Origin of the sequence: Aequorivita todarodis (genome assembly GCF_028561335.1) — a bacterium.
GTDB classification, from domain to species: domain Bacteria; phylum Bacteroidota; class Bacteroidia; order Flavobacteriales; family Flavobacteriaceae; genus Aequorivita; species Aequorivita todarodis.
Genome location: NZ_JAQQTG010000009.1, coordinates 26669 through 51574 on the forward strand (window position 1 = coordinate 26669; position 24906 = coordinate 51574).

Genomic DNA, 24906 nt, shown 5'->3' on the forward strand with positions numbered 1-24906 from the left:
TTAGTTTATTTGTCTAATTAGCATTCCTGCGTAATATTTGTTTTTCGACCCACTGAATGTGGTATATTCAAGCTCAGAAGTATTTTCTTCATCAGCCATATAGCGATTGTCCCAAATCATATTTTTTTCTACTTTGATGACACCCACCTTATTGTATTCGGTTTTTCCTTCTTTGTTTATTACCTGTTCCAAAACTTCGTATTTATCGCCTTTCTCCAAACCTTCTTTCAAGCCAATTTTTGCAGAAATAGGATCGCCGCTTAGCAATGGAGTTTTGGTCCGGAAAACTTCATAGGCTCTTTGCAGTTTGGCAATAACGGCATCCCCAGCTTTTTTGGTGGCAATAGCTATCAATTCGTCATCAGATTTTTTTGTAAATGCAGTGCTCTGCAAATCGGCCCAAGCGGTCTCAGTTCCAATATATTCAAGTTTAAAGATACTTGAATTTTCAAAGGCTGCAACTTTTTCTGGATCCAGTGATGCATCTTCGGTCCAATAATCGTTGTAGAAAATAGCCGCAGTTTCCTCATCCCAAACAAGTCTGTACAAATGTGCGTCTGTTTTGATTACGTACCCCTTTCCAACTACACCAACTCCCACACTTGTCGCATCGGCCGCCAAACTAACACCGCCTGCTCCTGCTGCAGAAGCTGCTGAGGAAACTGCCGACAACAATCCAGTTGCTTTTTTTGCAACTTCTTCTTTGTTAGTGTACTTAAAATTGTTGACCACAACAAAAGTGTTCTTTAAAAGCTCTTCGCCAGCATCGGCAACCATAGCCAAGCCACGCTCGCTCTGTTTTGCTATTTTAATATCGATATCGGAAGCGCTATAGGAACCCCGTGCCGCAACCAAATCCATATTGAATCCTCCTGCCTCACTTCTGTTGAACCATTTGGCCACCATGGTCTTTGCTATGGCATTGTTGGCCAGAAATTGGGTAATGGAATCTTTTTGGAGTTCGTTGATTTCCTTTTTCGACAAACTTTCATCAACCAATTTAGGCAGGGTACGCAACTCAGCGTTGTGATCGTTGAATTTGTCGGGAATTGGGTAATTGATAAACGCTTCCTGAATCGTCTGGCTGTGCTCTTGTTGCAGGTCGGAAACCATAAAAGTGTACAGGGAGCTTCTTTTGTAATTGTTCAGATTGGCCGCATCTTGACCAAAAATAACGGAACTGGCGCCAAAAAATATGGCGAGCGTAAGTAGTCTTTTCATAATAGATAATTTGGTTAGTATTTTTTTTAAAGTTCCAATATTACGAAAATCTTCATACTAATGATTACGGAAAACCGTAAAGCGGATAAAAAAATCGTAATCTATTCAATAGTGTGCTGATTACTACCTAATTGGAAGAAGTAATTATTTGAAAAAAGTATTGGTGAAAACTATTTATTAGAAATAAGCCATTCCAATCGTTCCCATGGCCCTAAAAAAGGATTCGATTTTTTAAACGAACATATTAATGGCTTCTACTATCATAATTTAGCTTGCCATTTTAAGCAACCTCCATAGCTTTTTGGAGGCCATCACGGTCACTAAACAAACAAACCCAACCACCAGCCCCACAACAAATTCCAAAATAAAGGAAGGCAGTTGCGGCAAAAAATGGTGAAAGAAATCAACATTATGGACAAAAATTCCCCCCGAAACCAAAATTAGGGCTATAGTACCAATAACGCTGAGGCTCTTTATTACCTTTGGAAGCGCTTGCACCAAAAAAGTGCCCAGGATTTTTAAAAACCCCTTTTCTTTTTTGCTGCGCTTTATCAAATTATAACCCGCCTCATCCATACGTACAATCAGCATCACGATGCCGTAAACGCCTATCGTGGCCAAAATAGCAATAATGCTCACCACTATAATTTGGGTGCCGATAGGCTCCTTAACAACAGTTCCCAAAGCGATAATCACAATTTCCAGGGAAAGGATGAAATCGGTTACTATGGCAGATTTTACACGTACCTTTTCAATCGCCAAAATTTCACTTTCAGTAAGCCCTTCGTCCACAACTGAATCTTCGGAATGTGTATGCGGAAAAAAGAACTCTTGTATTTTTTCTGCGCCTTCATAGGCCAAATAAAGCCCCCCAAGAATTAAAACCACGGTTACGGCCACTGGCAGAAAGGCACTCAGCAAAAAAGCTATTGGAAGGATGATAAGTTTGTTTAGGAACGAACCTTTTGTAATGGCCAACAGGACGGGTATTTCGCGTGAAGAAGCAAAGCCCGAAGCTTTTTCGGCGTTCACCGCCAAATCATCCCCCAAAATTCCCGCTGTTTTTTTCGCAGCCACTTTGCTCATCATTGCCACATCGTCCATCAGTGCGGCTATGTCGTCCAGTATTGCGAAAAATCCTGATGCCATACGTTTTTTACTATAAATTTTGAGCAAAAATAAACAAGTTGCCTTGAAGAAGTTTAATTTATAGCAGCGAATTATATGGCTCGGAAAAAACTACTTCCAAATGCTGTTTTCGCAAGGCCCAATTTAAAAGTGCTCAAATGCCATTTCTTAAGCAACGGCTCAAAATTTTGCAAGGGAAGGCCTGAAATATAAGCAATTAAAAAACCAGCTTTACCTTCAACCTAAAAGGTAAAACTGGTTGTGTAAAACGGAAAATTAATCTTTAATACCGCGTTATTGCACCAAATCCATTAAACTTTGTCAATTCTCCTTTCGGAAGGAAAACAACATCGCCCCCAAAATCCATATTGGCCTCAATCATTTCGTCGTAGATGTCATCGATTACTCCTGTGTCATTTCTCTCTTCATCGGAAACATATTGAATTTCACCATTTTTCATGACCGCCGGTTGAAACAGACCTTGTTCAATAAATAAGGTTTGTATTCTTCCTTCAGAAATGGCATTCCATATTTCATTGGTATCACTTAGAAATTTGTTCTCGCCCACCGCTTTTTTCAATTCTTCTTTTCGCTCGTTATTCTTTTTGACCACGTAGTCCTTCACAATCTTCCAACTTTCATCAACAATGGAATGCGCGGTATCATTGATTTTATTCTTATTTAAGAATATGTTGAAAATACTGCGTTTGTTATCGGCAATTTTCAGGTATTCATTGTGATTTTCCTCAAGGCCACAAATCAATACTGGCAACGGGTTGTCTTTTCTAACCTCATTTACCTTTTTATCGGCTTGATTGAAATATTCCGCGATCAAACTGGTTTGTCTTGAAGCAATTGCTGCGGCAGCCCTATTTTTGGAAAAAAATTGGGTATTCTCAATTGGAAATGGATTTCCGATTTCCCGAATAATCTTATCGTTCATGGCTTCAATTAACCTAATTTTCTCCTGGCTCAAAACCAAAATATAGTAATGGGTCTCCAAGTGCATGGCTCGTACCAAATCGCGGGTGGCGAAGGTTTCGTCAATTACCACGCGATCTTCAACCTTTATCGGCAAACGTGTGTATTGGGCAACCTCGTCATTCACAAAAAGCATCAAGCTTTCCAAATTTTGGCTATGGTCAATTTCGGCGGCAAGCGTATTTAATTTTTCCATCAAATGTGTTGCATTGCGTTTGCTGGTATCAGCCATCAATCTATCCTCCGCTTCCTTGATTAGATTCTTAAGACGCAGACCATCATTTAGATAGTCAGGTTTTGTTCGGTGTGTAGTGGCTATAATGGTAATACAGTTTTCCGAACGTATGTCTTTGAGTTGTTTTAATGTGATGTTCATCTTATTTTTTTAATTGTTCATATACAAATACGATACAGGCATCAAAAAACAGCCTGTTGTTCAATAACTTTACCGGTCTTCCTAAATAATTTAAACCTTCGGAAGACCTCTTAAAACGGTCTATCCACAATTAGATTTCAACCGAATTATAAGATGATTAAGATACGCAATATATCTCTGAAAAACTATGATAAAGATCAGAATGGAGTTTATTTTAAAAAAGAAATTTCTAAAACTGAAAAAGATGGATGCCTTTGTAATCCTCCAAATACTTTCTGGCCATTTTATCGTTTCAAAATTGATTAAAACATCACCGAACAAGAAACGGCAGTTCACAATTGATTACCGGGCCTCGTCAATACTTTTCATAAAATTCACGATTTTTTTATTGACGGTAGCTGCCTGATCTACCGATAGAAAATGGCCCGAGTTGGCAATAACCTCCCCCTTACCTTTTGGTATATGTCTTTCCACTAAACGAAGTGTGTGTTCGGTATTGAACATATCGTCATCTCCAATCAAAACAAGGACGGGCATTTTTAAAGATCGCAACGAACTATTGGGGAAAGGTTTCATCTGTATTGTGAATTTGTTCAAGGAATCATTTTCCAAAGCAATGCGATACTGCTCCAAGTACCTTTTATCGAGCTTGCTCGGATCTTTTGACAAGGTTCCCATGGTACGTTTAGAACCTTCTTCCTTGGAATAGAAGATATTGAATATGTTTTTTAACAAGTCTGTACTTGGCGGAATCCACATAAAAGTCTGGACAGGACTCAACAGGATTAAACTTCTAATATCCCTTTTGCTTTTAAGGGCTATATCCGTGGCCAGCCAGCCGCCGCGGGAGGTTCCAATCAAATGGAAGGATTCTAATTTCAGCGCCCAGAATAGCTCTTCGTACCAAGCGGTCACTTCATCAATATTTTTAAAATCGGCTGTTTTATAGGATTTTCCGGGTTCAATTATTAAATCGATCGCAAAAATGCGGTATTGCTTTGCCAAGGCTTTGGCATTGGGGTACCACATGGTGGAACTTGCGCACATTCCGTGCAGCAGAACGACGGGCACTCCGTCTTTTGGGCCACTCATGATTACGTGGGCTATTCCCTTTGAAGTGGTTATATAGAGTTCTTCATAAGCAACGCCCCATAGTTGAAGTGTTTTATCATAAGCATCAAAATAGGGCTTATGTGCCCTATCCGGGTGAGCAATATACTCCGGTACTTTTTTAAACTTTTCGTATTCATCCTTCTTACAGCCAGCAAAAAAGACCAATAGAACTATAAGACTTAAAAGTTTACGATACTTCATCCTTAAATATTTCGATTAAAATGTATGTGATCAATGGCAATTCTACATAAACACGCGTAATTTCTAATTCTAAAAAAACTAAAAACCCACAATTCCTATAAATTTAGAAGTGCGGGTTTTAAATGCAACAATAGCGCTGCTAAAATTTATTTCGATAAAGTCAGCTCATCAATAATATGACTTGCCCCCGCGTATTTATCTATCAAAAACAGCACATAACGAATGTCAACATTGATGGTGCGCTGCAGTTGGTCGTCAAAGATAACGTCTCCGGCCATGGCTTCAATGTTGCCGTCAAAGGCCAAGCCAATCAGCTCCCCTTTTCCGTTCAATACTGGGGAACCGGAATTTCCACCTGTAATGTCGTTGTCGGTCAAAAAGTTCACGGGTAAATAACCGTCCTTGTCCGCATACTGCCCAAAATCCTTTTTTTCATACAGATCGATCAGTCGTTTTGGCATATCAAATTCATCATCCCCTGGCTGGTATTTTGCTACGGTGCCTTTTAAGGTTGTGTAATAGTTTTTAGCGGCATCATTGCGCTTGTCGGCGGGAAGCGCAATCACTTTTCCGTAAGTTAAACGCAGGGTGCTGTTGGCATCCGGATAGTATTTTTTATCGGGATTCTGAAGCCGCATACCCTGCACCATCAATCTGTAGGCTTTTTCAAAATCGTTATCCAATTGCTTTTCTTCCTCAGATTTGTAACGGTACCGTTTTACCAAATCAGTTGAAAGCTGAAACAACGGATCGTTCTGTAAAATGGCAGCATTGGGGTTTGCCATAAAAGCCAGTATTTTTTCCTTTGTTTCGAAAATACTGTTCTTAAAAACAGTACTCACATAGGTGTTCCAGCCTGCATCCGTTTTGTTATTTGCAGCAGCAACTTCGGCTACCATAGGCGCAATATTTTTTGCTTTTGTGGAATAAAGTTTAAGCTGTGCCGCCAAAACATCTTTTTCCAAAGGAAGGTAAAGGCCTTCGTAAAAATCATCTATTTCGGCATCTATTTTAGGCTTCAATTCCGACTGTTTTGCTTCATTCTGTTGCAGATAATAGTCAATATCGTTGCCCAAACGGTATGGAATAATCGCCATTTGGGTTCTCAACAACAGACTCAAATAGTTGTTGTGCCTGCTATTTTCATTTGTTTTATTGTAATAATTGTTGATGACCGACATTACATTCGCATACTTTTCATTGCCTTTTTTGGAAGCCCATTTCTGGAAAGCTTTTTCATCGGCGCGTTTGCTTGCTGCTGTTTTGTGCTGCTTCAGTGCATCAATCATTCCTTGGCGGTTCTTCCAATAATTTGCGGTTGAAGCATAGCTGGAAGCATAGTCAAGTTTCACCTGCTGGTCTTTATCCATATACTTCTTCATCACATCCATAGAAGTTTTTGAAGCTTCTACCCACGCGGGATATGCATAATCCACGTTTTGCTCAATACCTCCGGCCGGCATCCAACGGTTGGTCCTTCCCGGATAGCCCATAATCATCGCGAAATCACCTTCATCAAAGCCTTTCAAACTTGTGGTCAGGTGGTATTTCGGTTTTAGTGGAACGTTGTCTGGCGAATATTCTGCAGGATTTCCGTCTTTATCGGCATATACCCTAAAAAGTGAAAAATCGCCCGTATGTCTTGGCCATTCCCAGTTGTCGGTATCTCCACCGAATTTTCCAATGCTTGCAGGAGGTGTGCCCACCAAACGCACATCGTTATAATCTTGGTAAACGAAATAGTAAAATTCATTGCCTTGATAAAAGGACTTCACCGAAACGGTGTATTTTCCACCTTCGTTGTTTTCCTGTTCAATCTTTGCAATTTCACGGTTTATGGTCGCTTCGCGTTCAGCCTCGGTCATAGTGTCGTTCAACAAGCTTAGGATGCGTTTGGAAACATCGTCCATTCTAACAAAGAAACGCACGGAAAGGCTTTTCGGTTTTAGCTCCTCACTATGGTTGGCCGCCCAATAGCCGTTGGTAAGATAGTCATTTTCCTCGGTAGAAAGTTCGGCAATCTGGCTATAGCCGCAATGGTGGTTGGTAAGCACCAAACCGCTGTCAGATATAATTTCTGCAGTACACCCACGGTTAAACTGCACGATGGCATCCTTAAGGCTGGAATGGTTTACACTGTAAATTTCTTCGGGCGTAAGCTGTAGCCCCATTTTTTGCATATCGCGGTAGTTCAACCGTTCAATGTGCATTAAAAACCACATGCCTTCGTTGGCCTGTACGGGCAGCACGAACGCAGCAAGTAAAAAAGAAAGAATAAAATTTCTCATGGGTTAAAGGGAGTTTAATAATTAAAATAAGAGTTGAAAAACCTACCGAAAAGCAGTAAAATTCATCAACTTGCAAATATAATCGGATTCCCTACTTTAAAGCCTGAAACCGTTCTAAAAAGCACTGATTGCTGCAACTTTAACTTTTTGTTAAGACTGAGTGTGCGTATTCCCCGCCCTGAAAGGGAGGGGTGCCCAAAGGGCGGGGTGGGTCCTCACGGTAAAGCCAAAAAGGCTAAAAACCCCTTCCGACCCCCGAATTTTACCTTTTTGCTTAAAATTGAATTACATCCTCGGGGGCCACCCTGCCAAAAAAAGGCAGGCAGGCTTCCCCTTAAAGAGGCTTCGAACTTTAAATTAAAATAATTTCAAGGGGAAGGAGCGCAAACTATTGCCAACGATTAAGCCCAAGTAAGTGCTCCCCGCCCTGCAAGGGAGGGGTGCCCGAAGGGCGGGGTGGGTTTACAATGTAAAGCACCAAATCGCTTCCTACACCCTGAATCATAATATTTGGCTTAAAAATAAAATCACATACGGGAGCACGTGCTTTGCGAGTATTTCAACTTACATACTATTTCCTATCCTTAATTATATTCCTCGGCTGTTATATTCTTAATTCTTAAGAGCCGAAACCCTACAATCCCACACCATAAAAATAAAGTAAGCAGCAACAGCCTTTGCCAAAGTCCAATAAACTCCCGGGATTCCAGAGAAGCAACCAAGGCAAGCAGGAATACAAAGGAAATAAGGCACGTAAATATAGAATACTTCCATAGCGCAAAGAAGTTTTTCATTTTTTTAAACGATAAACCAAGTAAACCTGTGCCCGCAATTGCTGATAGAAAAGCAATGGGCGCGACCGTGTTGTGGATTAGGTTTTCCATTGAGCCTGCCACAGGACAGCCCACATCACAGGAAACTAGACCATCAACGGAGATTCCCAACCCAAAAACTATGATCAATATGGAGCCAATGGCTGCGGGTTTTTGCTTTTTAAACTCCGTCAAAATTGAAATTCCGAAGACGGCAATCAAAATTCCCGAAGGTATAAAACCCACATAGTTCATCAAAAGGGAGTTTACCGTTCCCGTGGCTCCCAATTCACTTATAAATTGATTGCTATGACTGTAGCCCAATCGCATACTTCCACAAATGACAGTCATTACAATAAAGATTATAGGCCCCGCAATTCCGCCCAGAGCAAAAATTTTGCCTGTTTTCATATACAATTGATTCTTAGAATACTACACCCTACAATGTACAAATTTTTGAAATATAAATTTATATCGCGTTGGTTTTTCACATTAGCCAATCATCATATCAATCATATTGTGAAAACCAATAATAATCAATAACTTTATAAACAATCCTTTAAAACAAACCTCATGAGAAAGACAATTACGCTATTATCGGTTTTGCTGTTGGGAATAATTACAACAGGCACCGCCCAGCAACAAGGTAAAAAAGCAAGCCTAAATGAAGACGGCACTATTTCCGTGGAAACCGTTACACTACCTGAAAACTATTACAATACAGAACAAAACCAGGTATTTGACCAACTTTGGCGTTTTGGCGAACCAGCGCACCCCAACTTCAAAAACAGTCGTGGAACCACTTTGGCAGATATAGATAACGATGGTGTGGACGAAATACTCTACGGAATATGGAATACACTTTATGCTCTAGAAGGCAATGGCGATGTACTTTGGGAAAAACCCGTGAGCGGTACTATCCTTCTCCCACCCACGGTTGTAGATTTGGATGGCGACGGCACATTGGAAATCATCCTAAACACTGGCGGTGTACCCAATGCAGGCCGCGTCTATCTTTTAGACCCTGTGGGCAACGACCTGCCCGGATGGCCCTTAAATTTTGACGACCATTGGATGATAAATGCTCCAGCCGCCGCAGATGTAGATGGCGATGGTGTTTTAGATATTGTAACTGGTGAGCGCGTAACTGGCGGTCAAGGTTTTGTTCACGTCATTAAAATGGATGGTACTCCCCTTAATGCCAATTGGCCTGTGGAAGTTGCCGCTACACCAGCTTTCACTCCCTCCATAGCTGATGTTGACAATGATGAAAACAATGACGTAGTGATTGCCGCCTCCAGTGCTGGAATGTATATTTTTGATAATCAAGGTGCGGTTTTTCCAAACTTCCCTGTTTTTGATGCAAATGTGAATTACTCCTACCAATCCCCTATTCTTGCAGATCTAGATGATGACGGCGATCTGGAAATAATAGGAAGCAACCACGGTAACGCTGCCGGCTTTTACGTTATGGAACACGACGGTAGTTACAAAGCTGGCTGGCCCATCGCTCTCAGCGGTTGGACCTACTCACCAGCAACCGTTTTGGATATAGATACTGATGGCACTTTGGATATCTTTATGTCAGACAGAATCACTAGCGGAACACCCGGCGAAGAATTGCCTGTTATTTATGGGCTAGACCCAGACGGCAATAACCTGCCAAACTTTCCCATAGAAAAATATGGCGGCACTGAAGGCGTAATCTCCATTGCAGATGTGAATAACGACAATGTATTGGATATAATTTTTCCCAGCGTAATGACTGATGCGGCAGGCGAAGGCTTTATTCACGCTTATTCTTTAGATGGCTCAGGAGAAATAGCCGGATTTCCTTTACGCCCACACGGATTTACATTCTTAAACGGAGCTGTTTTGGGCGATGTTGATAATGATGGCCTTTTAGACCTTACTGCAAATAGCTATACCCAAACTTTCGGATCAGGAATAGACTCTACTTTTGTAAGCGTTTATAACCTTAATGTTCCATACAATCCAGACACCATAAAACGCAATGGTTATAAAGGCGACAATACCCGCGACGGACTTGTGGAACTTGAAATCCCTATTGGAATATCAGAGTTTGACACTGCTTCATCTATAAATATATTTCCAAACCCTTCGGAAGGAATCTTGACATTTACAATCCCTTCTGCAGTGCATAACGCAAAAGTGAAGGTTTACAGCATAGATGGAAAGATGGTTTTTTCGGAAGAAAGAAATCTGGAAACAACTTCTACTTTTAATCTGAAGCATTTAAAGAGTGGGTTGTATTTCGTAACCGTTTCGGATGGAAAGCATACTTCCACCGCCAAGTGGGTGAAGAATTAGGATATACATTAGCACACCTCCATTCTCAATAATCGGGAACCGAGTAAATGAGTAAGTGCTCCCCGCCCTGCAAGGGAGGGGTGGGCGCGTTAGCGATCGGGGTGGGTGCTCTAAAATTCAGTTTCCGCAAAAACCCCTTCCGGCACACAGTAATAAAAATTTAAAAAAATGGTTGTTCCCCGAACTTTTTGGAATTTGGTGTTTATAACTTGGTCCCGATAGCTATCGGGATTATTCAATCACATGTTGCGAATAATTCCGCCACTTCTCCAAACAAGCCTCCATATCTTCGGGAATGGGAGATTCAAAACGCATAAATTCTCCGGTGGTTGGATGCACAAATCCCAAGGTTCGGGCGTGCAATGCTTGGCGTGGCAATACTTTAAAACAGTTTTCCACAAACTGTTTGTATTTGGTAAAGGTTGTTCCTTTTAAAATCTTTTCGCCACCGTAACGCTCATCGTTGAAAAGGGTGTGGCCTATGTGCTTCATATGCACCCGGATTTGGTGGGTACGCCCTGTTTCCAACCTACACGAAACAAGGGTTACATAGCCCAACCTTTCCAAAACTTTATAATGGGTAACGGCTGGCTTTCCCTTCTCCTCTTCATCGTTTTCGTAAACGGTGTTCTGCAAACGGTTTTTGGGGTGGCGGCCTATGTTGCCTTCAACGGTGCCTTCGTCTTCTTCCACATTTCCCCAAACAAGGGCTACGTATTCGCGCTCGGTGCTTTTGTCAAAAAACTGTTTGGCGAGGTGGGTCATGGCCTCCTCGGTTTTGGCAATAACCAACAGGCCGCTGGTGTCTTTGTCGATTCTGTGAACAAGTCCGGGACGATTACTACTATTATTGGGAAGATTGTCAAAGTGATAAGTCAACGCATTTATCAGCGTTCCGCTGTAATTGCCGTGACCGGGATGCACCACCATTCCCGCGGGCTTGTTCACTACTAAAACTGCATCGTCCTCATAAACGATGTCAATTGGAATATTCTCGGGCACCAACAGAAACTCATACGGCGGATGCTCAAAAAGCACCGTTACCACATCATTGCCCTTTACTTTATAATTTGATTTTACGGGAACGCCGTTTACGTGGATATTTCCCGCAGTAGCGGCTTTTTGTATTTTGTTTCGCGTGGCCTTTTCAATCAGGTTCATCAGGTATTTATCTACCCTAAGTGCGCCCTGCCCCTTGTCTGCCTTAAAGCGGTAATGTTCGTAAAGATCATCACTGCCGTCGGTATCGTCAATTTCTTCCTCGTTAAAATTCGCCATTGTTTTCTTCTTCATTTTGAACAGGCGCCTCTTGGTTTTCCTCGGAAGAATCTTCTTCAGATTGAATTCTGTTCAACGATTCATCACCCACGATTAAATCAATAACCGAAGTCTTTTGAAGCGGCGTGCCCGGTTCCAGCTTTTCGCCTTTGTAACGCAGTTCCAAAACGTTGTCGCTAATGTGCGGCCGGTAACTTATTTTTCCAATTTTAAAACCCATGGCCAAAAGTGTGGGCTCTGCCTGGCGGCGCGTGCGGCCCAAAACATCGGGCACCTCAATTTTCCGGTAGCCGGAAGGATTTAAGGTTAAATACAGTTTGCGGTCTTCCTTTACAAATTTGCCCGGTTTCGGAATTTGTTCAATTACCGAATATTTCGGGAAATCCGGATTGTAGTTTGCCGAATCGAGGATTTCGTAGCGCAGGTCCATTTCGTCCAACTTCTCCTCTACTTTGTCCAATGACATTTTTGCGAGGTTAGGTACTTCTATCGTTTCATTGTGGTTTGTACTAAAACGAAGCCACCACAATATCAAAAATGCCAAAACAAGCAAGGCAACGATGGCCAAGAGCAACTGTTTCAAAAATGCTTTGGAAAACACGAACTGGAAAAAAGTCATACGTTTCTTTGTTACTACTTAAAAATATAAAAACCCAAAGGTAGTATCTTTTGTTGAAAGCCCCCTAACCCCCAAAGGGGGAATTTTATTTTTTGATATGTTTCTTGAAAATACAAATAAATTACTATGTACTGCGACTGAATACTACCACTTGCAACTTTAGCGCACTTATTTTTAATACTTTTGTAAACGTAGATTTTAATAAATTGTTATGGGTAAAAAGCATATTGCCGTGGCTATGGGCGGCTATTCCAGTGAGTTCGAGATTTCGCTTAACAGTGGCGGAGTGGTTTGCAACGCCCTCGATAAAAATAAATATGAAGTGTATCCCGTCCATATTTTGGAGGAAGGCTGGTATTTTGCTGCTAAAAATGGCACCAAACACCCCGTAAACAAAGCAGATTTTAGTTTTGACAACGGCACCGAAACCATTCGTCCCGATGCCATCTTCAACACCATTCACGGAACGCCCGGCGAAGATGGCTATTTGCAGGCCTATTGGGAATTGCTGAAAATTCCGCACACGAGTACCGATTATTACCAAGCGGCACTGAGTTTTAACAAACGCGACTGCCTTTCGGTTTTGAAGAATTTTGGCGTTCGCGCAGCCAATTCGTATTATGTGAATGAAGGCACGGAAATCAATTTGGAGGAAATCGTAAAGAAAACGGGGCTGCCCTGTTTCGTAAAACCGAACCGTTCCGGCTCCAGTTTCGGCGTGAGCAAAGTCCACGAAATGGAAGAGCTGATGCCCGCCATTGAAAAGGCTTTTACCGAAGATTCCGAAATAATTATTGAAACCGCATTAGTGGGTGCTGAAATAGCAGTTGGCGTTTACAATAACGGAAACGAAATCATAGCGCTGCCCGCCACTGAAATTGTCTCGGAAAACGAATTTTTTGATTATGCGGCAAAATATCTCGGAAAATCACAGGAAATAACCCCCGCACGTATTTCGGAAGAAGAAACCCAATTGGTACAGCAAGAGGCCAAACGTATCTATAAACTACTGAATATGAAAGGTGTAACCCGAAGCGATTTTATCATTGAAAACGGAAAACCCTTTTTCTTGGAAATAAACACCAATCCCGGCCTTTCCACGGAAAGCATCGTTCCCAAACAAGTACGCGAAGCAGGGATGACGCTGACGGAGTTTTTTGATATATTGATTCAGAATGTACTAAAGTAGTTGCAAGTTTCAGGTTACAAGTTGCAAGTTTTATTGCACCACCACAACCTGTAACTTGCAACCTGCAACCCTTTAACCAAGACCAATGAAATACTACCTCATAGCAGGCGAAGCCTCCGGCGATTTGCACGGAGCCAACTTGATGAAAGCCTTAAAAAAGGAAGATGCCGAAGCCGATTTCCGTTTTTGGGGCGGCGATTTGATGCGCGAGGTTGGTGGCACCGAGGTAAAGCATTACCGCGAACTGGCCTTTATGGGCTTTGCAGAGGTTGTAATGAATCTGCGAACTATTTTTAAAAACATCAAATTCTGCAAAAAGGATATTGAAGCCTACAATCCCGATGTCATCATTTTTATAGATTATCCCGGCTTCAACTTTCGGATTATGAAATGGGCACGGCAGAAAGGCTACAAGACACATTATTACATTTCGCCACAAATCTGGGCCTGGAAGGAAGGCCGCATCAAGGACATAAAACGCGATGTGGACCAGATGTATGTGATCCTTCCCTTTGAAAAGGATTTTTACGAAGAAAAGCACAACTTCCCCGTGCATTTTGTGGGCCATCCGTTGATTGACGCCATCTATAACAGAACCCAAGTTGATCCGAAGACTTTTAAGAAGGAAAACGGCTTGGACGACAGGCCAGTAATAGCATTGCTTCCGGGCAGCCGAAAACAGGAAATAAGGAAAATGCTGGAAATCATGATTTCCGTAGCCAAGGATTTTAAGGAATATCAATTCGTTATAGCGGGCGCGCCAAGTCAGGAAAAATCGTTTTACGAAACCTTTCTCAGCACAAAAAACGTGCATTTTGTAACCAACAAAACATACGATCTTTTGAGCATTTCGGAAGCCGCACTGGTTACTTCGGGCACGGCTACTTTGGAGACCGCACTGTTTAAGGTGCCGCAAGTGGTTTGCTATAAAGGTGGGCGAGTGAGCTATGAAATTGCAAAGCGCGTTATTAAACTAAATTATATTTCCTTGGTAAATTTAATCCTCAACAAAGAAGCGGTTACCGAGCTAATCCAAAACGATTTCAACACAAAAAGATTGAAGGAAGAACTCACCAAAATATTGGCCCCCTACAAAAGGGCCACGATGTTTTTGGATTATTACGATTTGGAAAAAGCCCTCGGCGGAAGAGGCGCCAGTGAAAACACGGCAAAACTTATCTATTCCACAATAAAGGAGAATTAAATAAAATTTTATATTTTTAACCTTAAATCTCCTATTCCCAATCGATGCGAAAACTACTCTTTTTTTCCTTTTTGGTTTTATTCCTAATATCGTGTGGAAGCACAAAAAACACGGGAAAGGTTCCAGAGGCCATTATCGGAAAAACTGAAAGGAAGACGAAGCCTACCCGAAAAGTTAGCCCCAGCAAAATTACCGCAAAGGAAGACGAAAAAAACAACGAGCCAGCCAATTCTGAAGCAAGTGCCAAAGAAATAAAAAAAGATATCATTGATTATGCTAAAACCTTTCAGGGCACGCGCTACAAATTTGGCGGAACCACAGATGCCGGGATGGATTGCTCCGGTTTGGTATGTACGGCCTTCCAAAAGGAAAACATCACCCTGCCCCGTATATCGAGGGATATGGCAAAAAAAGGAATCCTGATTTCCCTTAAGGAAATTGAGGAGGGCGACCTTGTTTTTTTTAAGACCAGTAGCCGCAATGTTATAAACCACGTAGGTTTGGTAGTTGAGGCCAAACGCGGTGAGGTAAAGTTTATCCACTCCACGACCCGGGCCGGGGTCATCATTTCATCGCTTGATGAGGATTACTGGAAAAAAGCTTTTGTGGAGGTGCGGCGGATTATTTAGTTGTTCGTTTAATCAAATTTCCTTAATTTTAAGTAATTCTTTTCTCCCCAGTACATTTTAAGTTTCACTTAAAATTGGGGATATGAAATTCATAAACTTCGTAGTTGTAAAGTTTTCCGGTTTTTTGGTTTTGGGAATTCTCGCTTCGCATTACTTCCCATTCTTCTTTTTTCTACTACCCTTTCTTCTAATGCTTTTCCTTCTTGTTTTTATCCTTTGGATATGGGCGCGCAACCAAATTTTTCAAACAGTTTACTTCGGAATTGCCACCTATCTCTGCTTTTTCGCCGTCGGTTATTTCAGCTACCAAATGCGGTTGCCGTGGTTTCAGCCGAGACATTATTCGAATAGTATAGCTGAAGAAACTCCTGCATTGCTTCAACTGAAAATCACACAGATGTTGAAACCGGATACATTCAACTATAAATATTTTGCCGCCGTGAGCGCCGTAAACGGGGTATCGACGGACGGAAAGATATTGCTGCACGTTTCAAAGGATTCTTTGAAGAAAGAATTTTCAGTCGATGAAATTTTATTGGTTTACGCCCCAATCACCCAAATCCAGAAACCGCTGAACCCGCAGCAGTTTGATTATTCCGATTATATGAAATCTTTGGGCGTTTATGCACAATTGCGAATTTCTGAAAAGGAAATTTTAAAAATCCGAAACGGCACCCCGACACTAACTGGAGCTGCGCAAAATTTCCGTGCAAGCATCGTTGAAAAACTGCAAAAAACAAAACTGAAAACCGACGAACGTGCAATAATACAAGCACTCGTTTTGGGGGAAAAGAAAGACATTGACAAAAACCTTTACAACGAATATGCCGCCGCGGGAGCCGTCCACATCTTGGCTGTTTCGGGGCTGCACGTCGGGATTCTGTACGCTATACTCGCTTTTCTTTTGAAACCCCTTGCCCGGTGGAAATTCGGAAGCTATTTTCAAGCCGTTTCCATAGTGCTTTTGCTCTGGGGCTTTGCGTTGCTTTCGGGCCTTTCGCCATCGGTGACGCGGGCGGTAACCATGTTCAGTTTTTTTGCAGTTGCCAAAATTTTCAATCGGGAGACCAATGCCATAAACACCTTATTCCTTTCGTTTTTGGCGCTTTTGATCATCAATCCGCTGTGGCTTTTTCAGGTCGGGTTTCAGTTGAGCTATTTGGCGGTGTTCTTTATTGTTTGGCTGCAACCCCTTTTTTACAAGGTTGGCTATTCAAAATATTGGCTCGTCCGGAAAATTTGGACCATAGTGGCCGTTACCTTATGCGCACAGATCGGGGTGTTGCCATTGAGCCTTTACTATTTCCATCAGTTTCCGGGGTTATTTTTGGTGACCAATATTGTGGTACTTCCCTTTTTGACCATTTTGATGTGCGGCGGAATTCTGATAGTAATTTTAGCTTCTTTCGAAATCCTTCCAAATTGGCTCGCGGCCAGCTATAATTTTCTGATTGAGGGATTGAATGGCTTTATCCATTGGATCGCGGTGCAGGATGAATTTCTTTTTAAAAATATCCCTTTTTCAACTTTGAAAGTTTTGGGAGCATATCTTTTGATAATTGCTTTGGCCCTATTTCTGAAACCGTGCCTGCTGGCAGACAGGAAATTGAATTATCGCCGTTTGGTTGTTTCGCTATTGTCCGTTTCCGCCTTCATTGCCATCTATATTTATGATGAATTCCGAACTTCAGCGAACCAACTTATCGTTTTTCAGAAAAGCAAACAGACCTTGATTGGCTATAAAAACGGAAAGCACTTAACGGTTTTTAAAAGTGACACAACCAAGAACATTTCCGAGGAATACCCCATAAAATCATTCCGAAGCGCGAGTAATATTGATACCTATTCCGAAGAAGGGCTGCCAAAAATATTTCAATATAAAAACAGGAAAATTTTGGTTTTGGATAGTTTGGGAATTGTTCCGAAACGGAAAAACATACACACCATTCTACTTACCAATAGTCCAAAAATAAACCTCAACAGGCTTATTGACAGCCTTAAACCGAAACAGATAATTGCCGATGGCAGCAACTATTTTACCTATGCAAACCGCTGGGAAAAAACCTGCAAACTAAAAAAGCTCCCGTTCCGCTATACCGCGAAACAAGGAGCTTTCCCAATAGAATAGCCCGAATATGAAACCGAAAATGCTATCCTAAAATGTGTATTTAAAGTTTTTTTGATAATCCTCCCAAGCTTCCGTTGTGGTAATTTTCAAATAATCATCGCTTTGGATCATTTTTAGGAAAATTTCAAGCTGTTGCGGTGTTCTATAACCAGGCACGGCCTGAATAAGGTCTCCGTTTTCCCTGAAAAAAACCACGGTTGGATATGCGGTTACCTTCATAGCATGCGCAAACAAATGCTGTGAATTCCTTCCTTTTCTGGCAGGATCATAATTAGGGTTGGTATAGACAAAATCCTGATAATTTATCTCTTCAGTCCCTTCAGCATTGAATTTAACGGCATAATAATTTTTGTTGATGTATTCAATAACCTTTTTATCGCTAAAGGTGTTTTTATCGAGCATCTTGCAGGGGCCGCACCAAGTGGTATAAACGTCCATAAAAATCTTTTTGGGTTCTTTCTTTTGGGCGGCGATGGCCTCGTTCATCGTCATCCACTTAATTTCCTGTGAATTAACAGAGCCAATGGTAAATAAAAAAACAATCAGTAAAATATTTCTCATTTAATTCTTTTTAAAATTCTAAAATAATAAAACAAATAGCGTTCCACAAAAAAGGAACGCTATTTATATATAATGTATTGTGTATTAACGAATACCGTGCATTAATTTTTTTAGTACCGGGTTCAGCAACATCGAAATAACGCCAACCCCAATGGGGATTAACGTAAAGATCAAAAAGAAAGTCCCCATGGAATATTCCGCTGAAATTTTATCGATCATCCCGCCCATTGTATTTGCCGCTTTTTGGCCAACGGCTATGGCCAGGTACCAAACCCCGAACATAAAGCCAATCATACGTGCCGGCACCAACTTACTTAAATAGGACAGCCCCAATGGAGAAAGACAAAGTTCTCCCATTGTGTGTAATAAATACGCCAAAATAAGGAAAACCATACTCACTTTTGCCGTCATCGCTCCCGGAGGAATGTCTGATGCGCCATACGAAAGAATGGCAAAGCCCAGCCCCAAGAGTATGAGGCCGATTCCATATTTTACGGCCGCACTGGGGTTGTACTTACTCTCCCACCATTTTGAAAATATAGGAGCAAGTGTAATAATGAAAAAGGAATTCAATATTCCGAACCACGTGGCATCCACTTGTAATTCGGTTTGATTGAACTTATCGTACAATCTATAAATTACAAGCCCCCAGATACCGATAAAAGCGATTACCAAAGCTATATTGGACAGCGCAATTCTATGATGTGTTTTCTTGACCAATAAATAAATTACCCAAGAAATAATAATTAACGGAACGGTCGTTAACAGTGCATCTATAACTTTGAAAATCATGGCAGAATTTCCTGTTAGGTCCCTGTCTGTATAATCCTGCGCAAAAAGTGTCATGGAGCCAAGGGATTGTTCAAAAAAGGCGAAAAAGAAAACCGTAAAGAGCCCAAAGATGGAAACGGCAATCAGTCTATCTCTAACAATCGGTAAATAACGCGCAATACGGGTAACCAACAAAATGAGGAACATTGCCAAAGCGGCCAGCACTACAATATTGGTTCCGTTCATTCCCCAAAGTTCAAAAGGGACCAGCGATGTATCATAAATTTTTTCCAACGGATCGTTGAAAAGATAGAGCAATCCACCAATAGACGATAACACAATTAAAGCATAGTCAAACATTGTGAATGGGTTCAGCTTTATGGGTGCCACTTCTACTCCGTCTTCACGTATTTCTGGTGCTTTTTCATTTATATTTTGCGGTATTTCAACTTCGTGAACCTTGGTAGGTTTTGCCCCAATGCCGCCGAATATTTTACCTGCCAATAAAAATTGAAGCATCCCGAAGAACATAAAAACACCTGCAAGCCCAAAGCCATAGGACCAACCGTAGTTTTCAGCCAAGTAACCGCAAAGCATCATCCCGAAGAAAGCGCCAGCGTTCACGCCCATATAAAAGATGGTATAAGCCCCGTCTTTTTTGGATTCCTTGCCTTTGTACATTTCTGAAATGATGGAAGTAATATTCGGCTTAAAAAAACCTGTTCCAATTACCAAAAGTGTGAGCCCCAAATAAAATGAGGCGGTTGTCTCCAACGCCATGGAAGCGTGGCCCAAGGTCATAATGACACAGCCCAAAACCACAGCCATTCTGTACCCGGTAATTTTATCAGCTATCCAACCACCAATGATTGGGGTTAGATACAGCAACGAGGCATAGGTACCGATTAATGCCAATGCATGCTCGCGCGGCCAATCCCAACCGGGATTGTCGCTAAGTAACGGCGCGGTCAAAAAGAGCACCAAAAGGATGCGCATTCCATAAAAGGAAAACCGCTCCCACATTTCGGTAAAGAAAAGGATAAAAAGTCCCGCGGGATGCCCTAAAACCTTGTCCTTAAAAAGATTTTCTATATCGGTATTCATCGGTATATTTTTTGGTTAAATTGTTTTTTTGGAATTAGTTGGCTTTGTTGATATCTGGGTCGGCAAGTTCATATGGTTCCTGCTCCAACATTTCGCGTTCATTGTCTTCCGCACCATGGGTAAGACGTTTGAGAGGTTTTAGGATGATGATAAACAGAGAACCTATTATAATTGTAAATACAAATATGCCCAAGAATACGGCGTATTCTCCAAAATCTGAAGCAGATTCTCCCACGATTCCAGCCACCTTACTTCCCAATCCAGTTGCAGCGAAATAAACTCCCATCATTAGCGAAGCATATTTTATGGGTGATAATTTTGTGATGAAAGATAGCGCTACCGGCGAAAGACACAGTTCTCCAATAGTATGGAAAAAATATGCGAGCACTAACCATATCATACTTGATGTGCCAGACTGCTCAAATTGCATTGCTGCAAAAACCATAAAAACAAAACCAAAGCCCATAATAATAATACCCACTGCCATTTTGAAAAGGGACGACGCTTCTTTGCCTTTTAATTTCCTTTTTGCCCAAATAGAAGCTACGAGCGTAGCAAATAAAATAATAAAGCCCGCGTTTAAACTTTGGAACATTACGGTAGGGATTTCCCATCCCAATAAAACCCTGTTAGTTTTTGAATCCGTATATAAGTTCATTAGGCCTCCTGCTTGCTCAAATGCACCCCAAAACACGATTACCATTATAAAGGATAATAATAATACCAAAAACCTATCTTTAAAAACTTGAGAGTCCAGTTCTTTATAAATCATCATTAACAAAGCGGTTATGGCGGTTAAAAAGAGGAACAATAAGCCATAAGCCCAACCCAATTCATACCACCCATATGCAGAAATCAACAAAAGAATTACTCCAATTATCAATTGCTTGGGAGAAACAAATAACTTTGAATATAATTGGCCATAGGATATTTCATTTACATCATCTTTGGTTGAGACGAGATTACCAACTTCTTTTAAATATTTTTGCCCGAACAAATAGTTGATTAACCCCAATAACATTACTACACCTGCAAGCCCAAAACCTGCATGCCAGCCCCATTCAGCAACAACTAAGCCTATAACAAGCGTTGCCAACATGGCTCCTGTATTTATGCCAATATAAAAAATACTAAATCCCTTGTCTCTTCTTATATCTCCTTCTTTGTATAGACCGCCCACCATTGTTGAAATATTAGGCTTTAACAATCCTACTCCCAAAATAACCAATCCCAGACCCGTATAAAATGCCCAAGTATCGGTAAGCACAAGCACTCCGTGTCCTAAACACAAAATGATGGCTCCTATCAATACGGCTTTTTTCTGCCCCAACAGTTTATCTGCAATCATTCCTCCTGGAATTGACATAACGTACACTAACATTGTGTACCATCCATAAAGTGCCAAAGCCTCCTTTTCAGTCCAACCAAGACCAACTCCCCTATCATCCGTTCCAAGTGCGGAAGCTGTCATATACAAAACAAGAAGTGCTCTCATCCCATAATAGGAAAAACGTTCCCACATTTCAGTTAGAAATAAAATATAGAGACCTACCGGTTGGCCAAATAGTTCTTTTTGGTGCGCTTGTTTAATAGCTGTTGACATAAGATTTATTATTAGTTAGTGTTGATTTTTATAAATTATTTTTGATGAAGTCGGTCATTAAGGTATAAAGGTGCAAGCGGGTATTGCCACCGTATATACCGTGGTTCTTGTCTGGATAAATGCGCCAGTCAAACTGCTTGTTGGCCTGTACCAGGGCTTCCACCAGGCGCATGGTGTTCTGCACGTGCACATTGTCATCGGCACTGCCGTGTACCAAGAGGAATTTGCCCTCCAATCCCTGTACGTGCGAGAGGGGCGAGTTTTCGTCATAGCCCGAGGGGTTTTCCTGCGGGGTCTGCATGTAGCGTTCGGTATAGATGCTGTCGTAAAAACGCCAGCTTGTTACCGGGGCAACGGCAATGGCCATTTCAAAAACCTCGGGCGCCTGAAACAAGCAATTGGAAGCCATAAACCCACCATAGCTCCAGCCCCAAATTCCGGTTCTAAAAGCATTAATATAGGGCAGTTCGCTCAGTTTTTTTGCAACGGCTATTTGGTCTTCCACTTCATATTTGCCCAATTCCTTTTGGGTCATTTTCTTGAAATCCCTTCCCTTAAAACCTGTTCCGCGACCATCCACGCAAGCAATGACAATGCCCTGCTCATTTGCCAGCATTTGGTGCCAGTAATCATTTGTGCCTATCCAACTATTGGCAACCTGTTGCGAACCCGGCCCTGAATATTGAAAAAGAAACAACGGATATTGTTTTGTTTCGTCAAAATCCAACGGCTTAATCACATACATATTCAAGTCTTCGCCATTGATGTTTATGGTTGAAAATTCCTTTGGCGAAATTTTATAGGAAGCCAATCGGTTCTTTAAATCGTTGTTGTTCTTTATCTCGCGCAGCACGTTTCCCGTTTTGGCCTCGTTAAGCGTGAAAACATAAGGCGTTGTAGCATCTGAAAAAGACCCGATATAATAACTATAATCCGCGCTGAAATCGGCATCATTGGTTCCGGTTTTTTGGGATAAACGGACTTTATTTTTTCCCGAAGGCAAAATGGAATACACATCGCGGTTGATGCTGCCGTTTTCGGTACTTTGGTAATAAACCCGTCCCGTATTTTGGTCAAAACCGTAATAGGTGGTAACTTCCCAAGGACCTTTGGTTACCTGGTTCAAAAGCTTTCCGTTTTTATCGTATTGGTAAATGTGGTTCCAGCCATCTTTTTCGCTGGTCCAGAAAAAACTGTTGTTGTTCAAAAAGGTAAGATTGTCCGTAACGTCAACATACGCGGCATCTTTTTCCTCTAAAATCAATTTTGAGGAATTGTTGGAAGCATCCACAAAAACCAAATCCAATATATTTTGATGGCGATTGGTTAATTGTACGCTCAAAAAGTTGTTGTCTTTTGTCCAAAGCAACCGAGGAATGTAATAACTGTTGTATTTTGAAAGATCTACTGCGGAAGTTTTCCCACTGCCAAGGTCATACAGCTGAAGTGAAACCTTGGAATTGTTTTCGCCGGCCTTAGGATATTTAAAGGTTTCGGCAAAAGGATATAAATTATTGCCATAAATATCCATGGTATATTCGGGCACATCGGTTTCATCAAATTTTATGTAGGCCAGTTTATCGCCATTTACGCTCCATTCAAAAGCGCGGACAAAGGCGAATTCTTCCTCATAAACCCAATCGGTAATGCCGTTGATGATGCTGTTCTTTTTACCGTCCGTGGTAATCTGCTTGGTTTCGCCCGAATTCAGATCCTTTATGTAAAGGTTGTTTTGAAAACCGTACGCTATCTTGCTACCGTCATTGCTGAAAGTGGGTTCTTGTATTTTATGGGTTGAAACAAGGCTGAAATCCTTCGTTTTTACGTCGTAAACATAATAGGTGCCAAGCGAGGAACGACGATATATTTGCTCCAACTCAGTTGAAAAGAGAATCTTGGATTCGTCTTTGTTGAATTCATAGGAAATAATATAATTTATTCCCTTTAAATCTGTACTGTTTAAAAGTGTGCGTACTTTTTCGCCACTTTTATAATCATACACATCTACTGTTGAGGCCTTGTTCTGCCTATCGTAATTCAAAACGGCATATTCCTTTCCATTATTTAGGGAGCGGAGCACATCGAGCCTTTCGGTTTTGAAAACACCGGAGCCGGGTTTCCAAATATCTTCTAAGGTTATGTTTTTTTGTTGGGCGGTAAGGGTAGAAAAGGCCGTTAAAAACAGCAGTAAAAAAGGTAGGGAGTTAAATCTTTTCAAAGTGTTAAAATTTTAATACGCCAAGTTTACTAATTTTTTGTGAAAGAGGGGGCGGAATTTTTGTTAAATAAGCCTTTGAAGTGCGATTTAATAACAATAACAATTAGTTACAATGGCTCACAAATTTCACACTTCCCGTAATTCGAAAAATAGCGTTTTTTAAAAGCGGAAAAAATACCTTAATCCCGCACCAAGGGCATAGTCGTACAGCGCAGCAGCCCCTCCTGCTTGGAGATTTCTGCATACGGGACCTCTTCAACCGTAAACCCTTGTTCGCGCAGCCACGTATTCAGGCGGGTAAAGTTCTTTTCTGAAATGACCACATCGGGCGAAATACTGAAGATGTTGCTGTTCATATCATACATCTCGCGCTTGGTTATGTGAAAACAGTTTTCCTTTCCGAAGAAATCTATAAGCCACTGATATTCTTCTTCAATCAAAAAACCTTCCTTGTGGATGATGGCCTTCCCCCTTCCCAAAGGCTGAAAACAGCAATCCAGGTGCAGCGCGTTTTCATCTGCAACCGTATTGCTCTTTCGAAGGTTGAAGGATTTTACCTTTTTATGCGGAAAAAGTTTCTGAAGATGTGCTACGGCTTTCAAATTGGTACGGGCGGTAATAAAACTGGGGTAATCTTCGCCGTAATAAGCACCCACAAAAATATAATCGCCCCAAGGCATCACATCGCCTCCCTCTATATGGGCATTTTCGGGAAATTCTATGATTTTTGAAGGGTCAATCTGCTTGATAACGTGCTCAATGGCCTCAATTTCCATGGAACGGTCCTCAAGAATATTTGCAATGATGAATTTATCCTCAATCACAAAAGCTATGTCCCGCGAGAAAATTTGGTTATAATCCTTTATGGAATGCGGCCTATAAACCTTCACGTCATATTTTTTGAAGACTTCGGCCACGGCGTCCATCTCCTTTACCATATCCTCATCTTTTGGATAGGTGCCGGCATTTATGTGTTCTGCCGATTTTGGGTCGTAGGCATCCTCCAGCTTTGGCACGGGGCCATTGCTATCGGCACGGCCCAGCACTACCGCTCTTAATCTTGAAATTTCGTCGTTGATGTTTAAATGGATCATAGGGCAAATATAGAAAAAGCACCTCTATACGGAAGTGCTTTCAAATATATTAAAAAT

The 24906-nt window shown here is 41.4% G+C and carries 18 protein-coding genes; 5 read left to right on the top strand and 13 right to left on the bottom strand.

Annotation, left to right across the window (positions count from 1 at the left end):
- From POV26_RS04000 to POV26_RS04025, 6 genes are all read right to left on the bottom strand, one after another.
- Positions 1 to 1221 (bottom strand): hypothetical protein, encoded by a 1221-nt coding sequence (locus tag POV26_RS04000; protein WP_272855195.1) that lies wholly within the window; start codon positions 1219 to 1221, stop codon positions 1 to 3.
- 267 nt (positions 1222 to 1488) lie between these two features.
- Positions 1489 to 2370, bottom strand: coding sequence for a DUF808 domain-containing protein (locus POV26_RS04005; protein ID WP_272855196.1), 882 nt, complete (start codon positions 2368 to 2370; stop codon positions 1489 to 1491).
- A gap of 262 nt (positions 2371 to 2632) precedes the next feature.
- On the bottom strand, positions 2633 to 3706 hold the full coding sequence (locus tag POV26_RS04010; protein WP_272855197.1) for an AOC03_06830 family ribosome hibernation factor: 1074 nt from the start codon (positions 3704 to 3706) through the stop codon (positions 2633 to 2635).
- Between the two features lie 342 nt (positions 3707 to 4048).
- Positions 4049 to 5020, bottom strand: a complete 972-nt coding sequence (locus POV26_RS04015) for an alpha/beta fold hydrolase (protein ID WP_272855198.1) — start codon at positions 5018 to 5020, stop codon at positions 4049 to 4051.
- Positions 5021 to 5166: 146 nt separating this feature from the next.
- Positions 5167 to 7308 carry a S46 family peptidase gene (locus POV26_RS04020; protein WP_272855199.1) on the bottom strand — a complete coding sequence of 714 codons (2142 nt, stop codon included), beginning with the start codon at positions 7306 to 7308 and terminating at the stop codon, positions 5167 to 5169.
- Positions 7309 to 7892: 584 nt separating this feature from the next.
- Positions 7893 to 8531 carry a DUF998 domain-containing protein gene (locus POV26_RS04025; RefSeq protein ID WP_272855200.1) on the bottom strand — a complete coding sequence of 213 codons (639 nt, stop codon included), beginning with the start codon at positions 8529 to 8531 and terminating at the stop codon, positions 7893 to 7895.
- Positions 8532 to 8693: 162 nt separating this feature from the next.
- Here POV26_RS04025 and POV26_RS04030 point away from each other — a divergent pair, with 162 nt between their 5' ends.
- Positions 8694 to 10451, top strand: coding sequence for a T9SS type A sorting domain-containing protein (locus POV26_RS04030; protein WP_272855201.1), 1758 nt, complete (start codon positions 8694 to 8696; stop codon positions 10449 to 10451).
- A gap of 231 nt (positions 10452 to 10682) precedes the next feature.
- On the opposite strand, the gene POV26_RS04035 is transcribed toward POV26_RS04030, so the two are convergent.
- Both POV26_RS04035 and POV26_RS04040 read right to left on the bottom strand, forming a co-directional pair.
- Positions 10683 to 11744 carry an RluA family pseudouridine synthase gene (locus POV26_RS04035; protein WP_419180005.1) on the bottom strand — a complete coding sequence of 354 codons (1062 nt, stop codon included), beginning with the start codon at positions 11742 to 11744 and terminating at the stop codon, positions 10683 to 10685.
- A complete protein-coding gene (locus tag POV26_RS04040; RefSeq protein WP_272855202.1) occupies positions 11716 to 12348 on the bottom strand; it encodes a PASTA domain-containing protein in 633 nt (210 codons plus the stop codon). The genes POV26_RS04035 and POV26_RS04040 overlap by 29 nt, the downstream gene beginning before the upstream one ends.
- A 211-nt stretch (positions 12349 to 12559) precedes the next feature.
- Between POV26_RS04040 and POV26_RS04045 the strand changes: the two genes are divergently transcribed.
- The 4 genes from POV26_RS04045 (at position 12560) to POV26_RS04060 (ending at position 17498) form a co-directional block, all read left to right on the top strand.
- Positions 12560 to 13537 (top strand): D-alanine--D-alanine ligase, encoded by a 978-nt coding sequence (locus POV26_RS04045; protein ID WP_272855203.1) that lies wholly within the window; start codon positions 12560 to 12562, stop codon positions 13535 to 13537.
- Between the two features lie 85 nt (positions 13538 to 13622).
- The gene (gene lpxB, locus POV26_RS04050) at positions 13623 to 14741 is read left to right on the top strand and encodes a lipid-A-disaccharide synthase (RefSeq protein WP_272855204.1); all 1119 of its coding nucleotides are present in this window, start codon (positions 13623 to 13625) and stop codon (positions 14739 to 14741) included.
- A 44-nt stretch (positions 14742 to 14785) separates the two neighbouring features.
- Positions 14786 to 15370 carry a C40 family peptidase gene (locus POV26_RS04055; RefSeq protein ID WP_272855205.1) on the top strand — a complete coding sequence of 195 codons (585 nt, stop codon included), beginning with the start codon at positions 14786 to 14788 and terminating at the stop codon, positions 15368 to 15370.
- Between the two features lie 82 nt (positions 15371 to 15452).
- A complete protein-coding gene (locus tag POV26_RS04060) occupies positions 15453 to 17498 on the top strand; it encodes a ComEC/Rec2 family competence protein (RefSeq protein WP_272855206.1) in 2046 nt (681 codons plus the stop codon).
- Positions 17499 to 17525: 27 nt separating this feature from the next.
- Here POV26_RS04060 and POV26_RS04065 read toward each other — a convergent pair whose 3' ends face one another.
- The 5 genes from POV26_RS04065 to POV26_RS04085 form a co-directional block, all read right to left on the bottom strand.
- Positions 17526 to 18059, bottom strand: coding sequence for a thioredoxin family protein (locus POV26_RS04065; protein WP_272855207.1), 534 nt, complete (start codon positions 18057 to 18059; stop codon positions 17526 to 17528).
- 84 nt (positions 18060 to 18143) lie between these two features.
- Positions 18144 to 19934, bottom strand: a complete 1791-nt coding sequence (locus POV26_RS04070) for a peptide MFS transporter (protein WP_272855208.1) — start codon at positions 19932 to 19934, stop codon at positions 18144 to 18146.
- A gap of 34 nt (positions 19935 to 19968) precedes the next feature.
- Positions 19969 to 21537 carry a peptide MFS transporter gene (locus POV26_RS04075; RefSeq protein ID WP_272855209.1) on the bottom strand — a complete coding sequence of 523 codons (1569 nt, stop codon included), beginning with the start codon at positions 21535 to 21537 and terminating at the stop codon, positions 19969 to 19971.
- Positions 21538 to 21565: 28 nt separating this feature from the next.
- Positions 21566 to 23755 carry a S9 family peptidase gene (locus tag POV26_RS04080; RefSeq protein WP_272855210.1) on the bottom strand — a complete coding sequence of 730 codons (2190 nt, stop codon included), beginning with the start codon at positions 23753 to 23755 and terminating at the stop codon, positions 21566 to 21568.
- 179 nt (positions 23756 to 23934) lie between these two features.
- Complete coding sequence (locus POV26_RS04085) at positions 23935 to 24849, bottom strand: dimethylarginine dimethylaminohydrolase family protein (RefSeq protein WP_272855211.1); 915 nt, start codon at positions 24847 to 24849, stop codon at positions 23935 to 23937.
- Between the last annotated feature and the right edge of the window lie 57 nt (positions 24850 to 24906).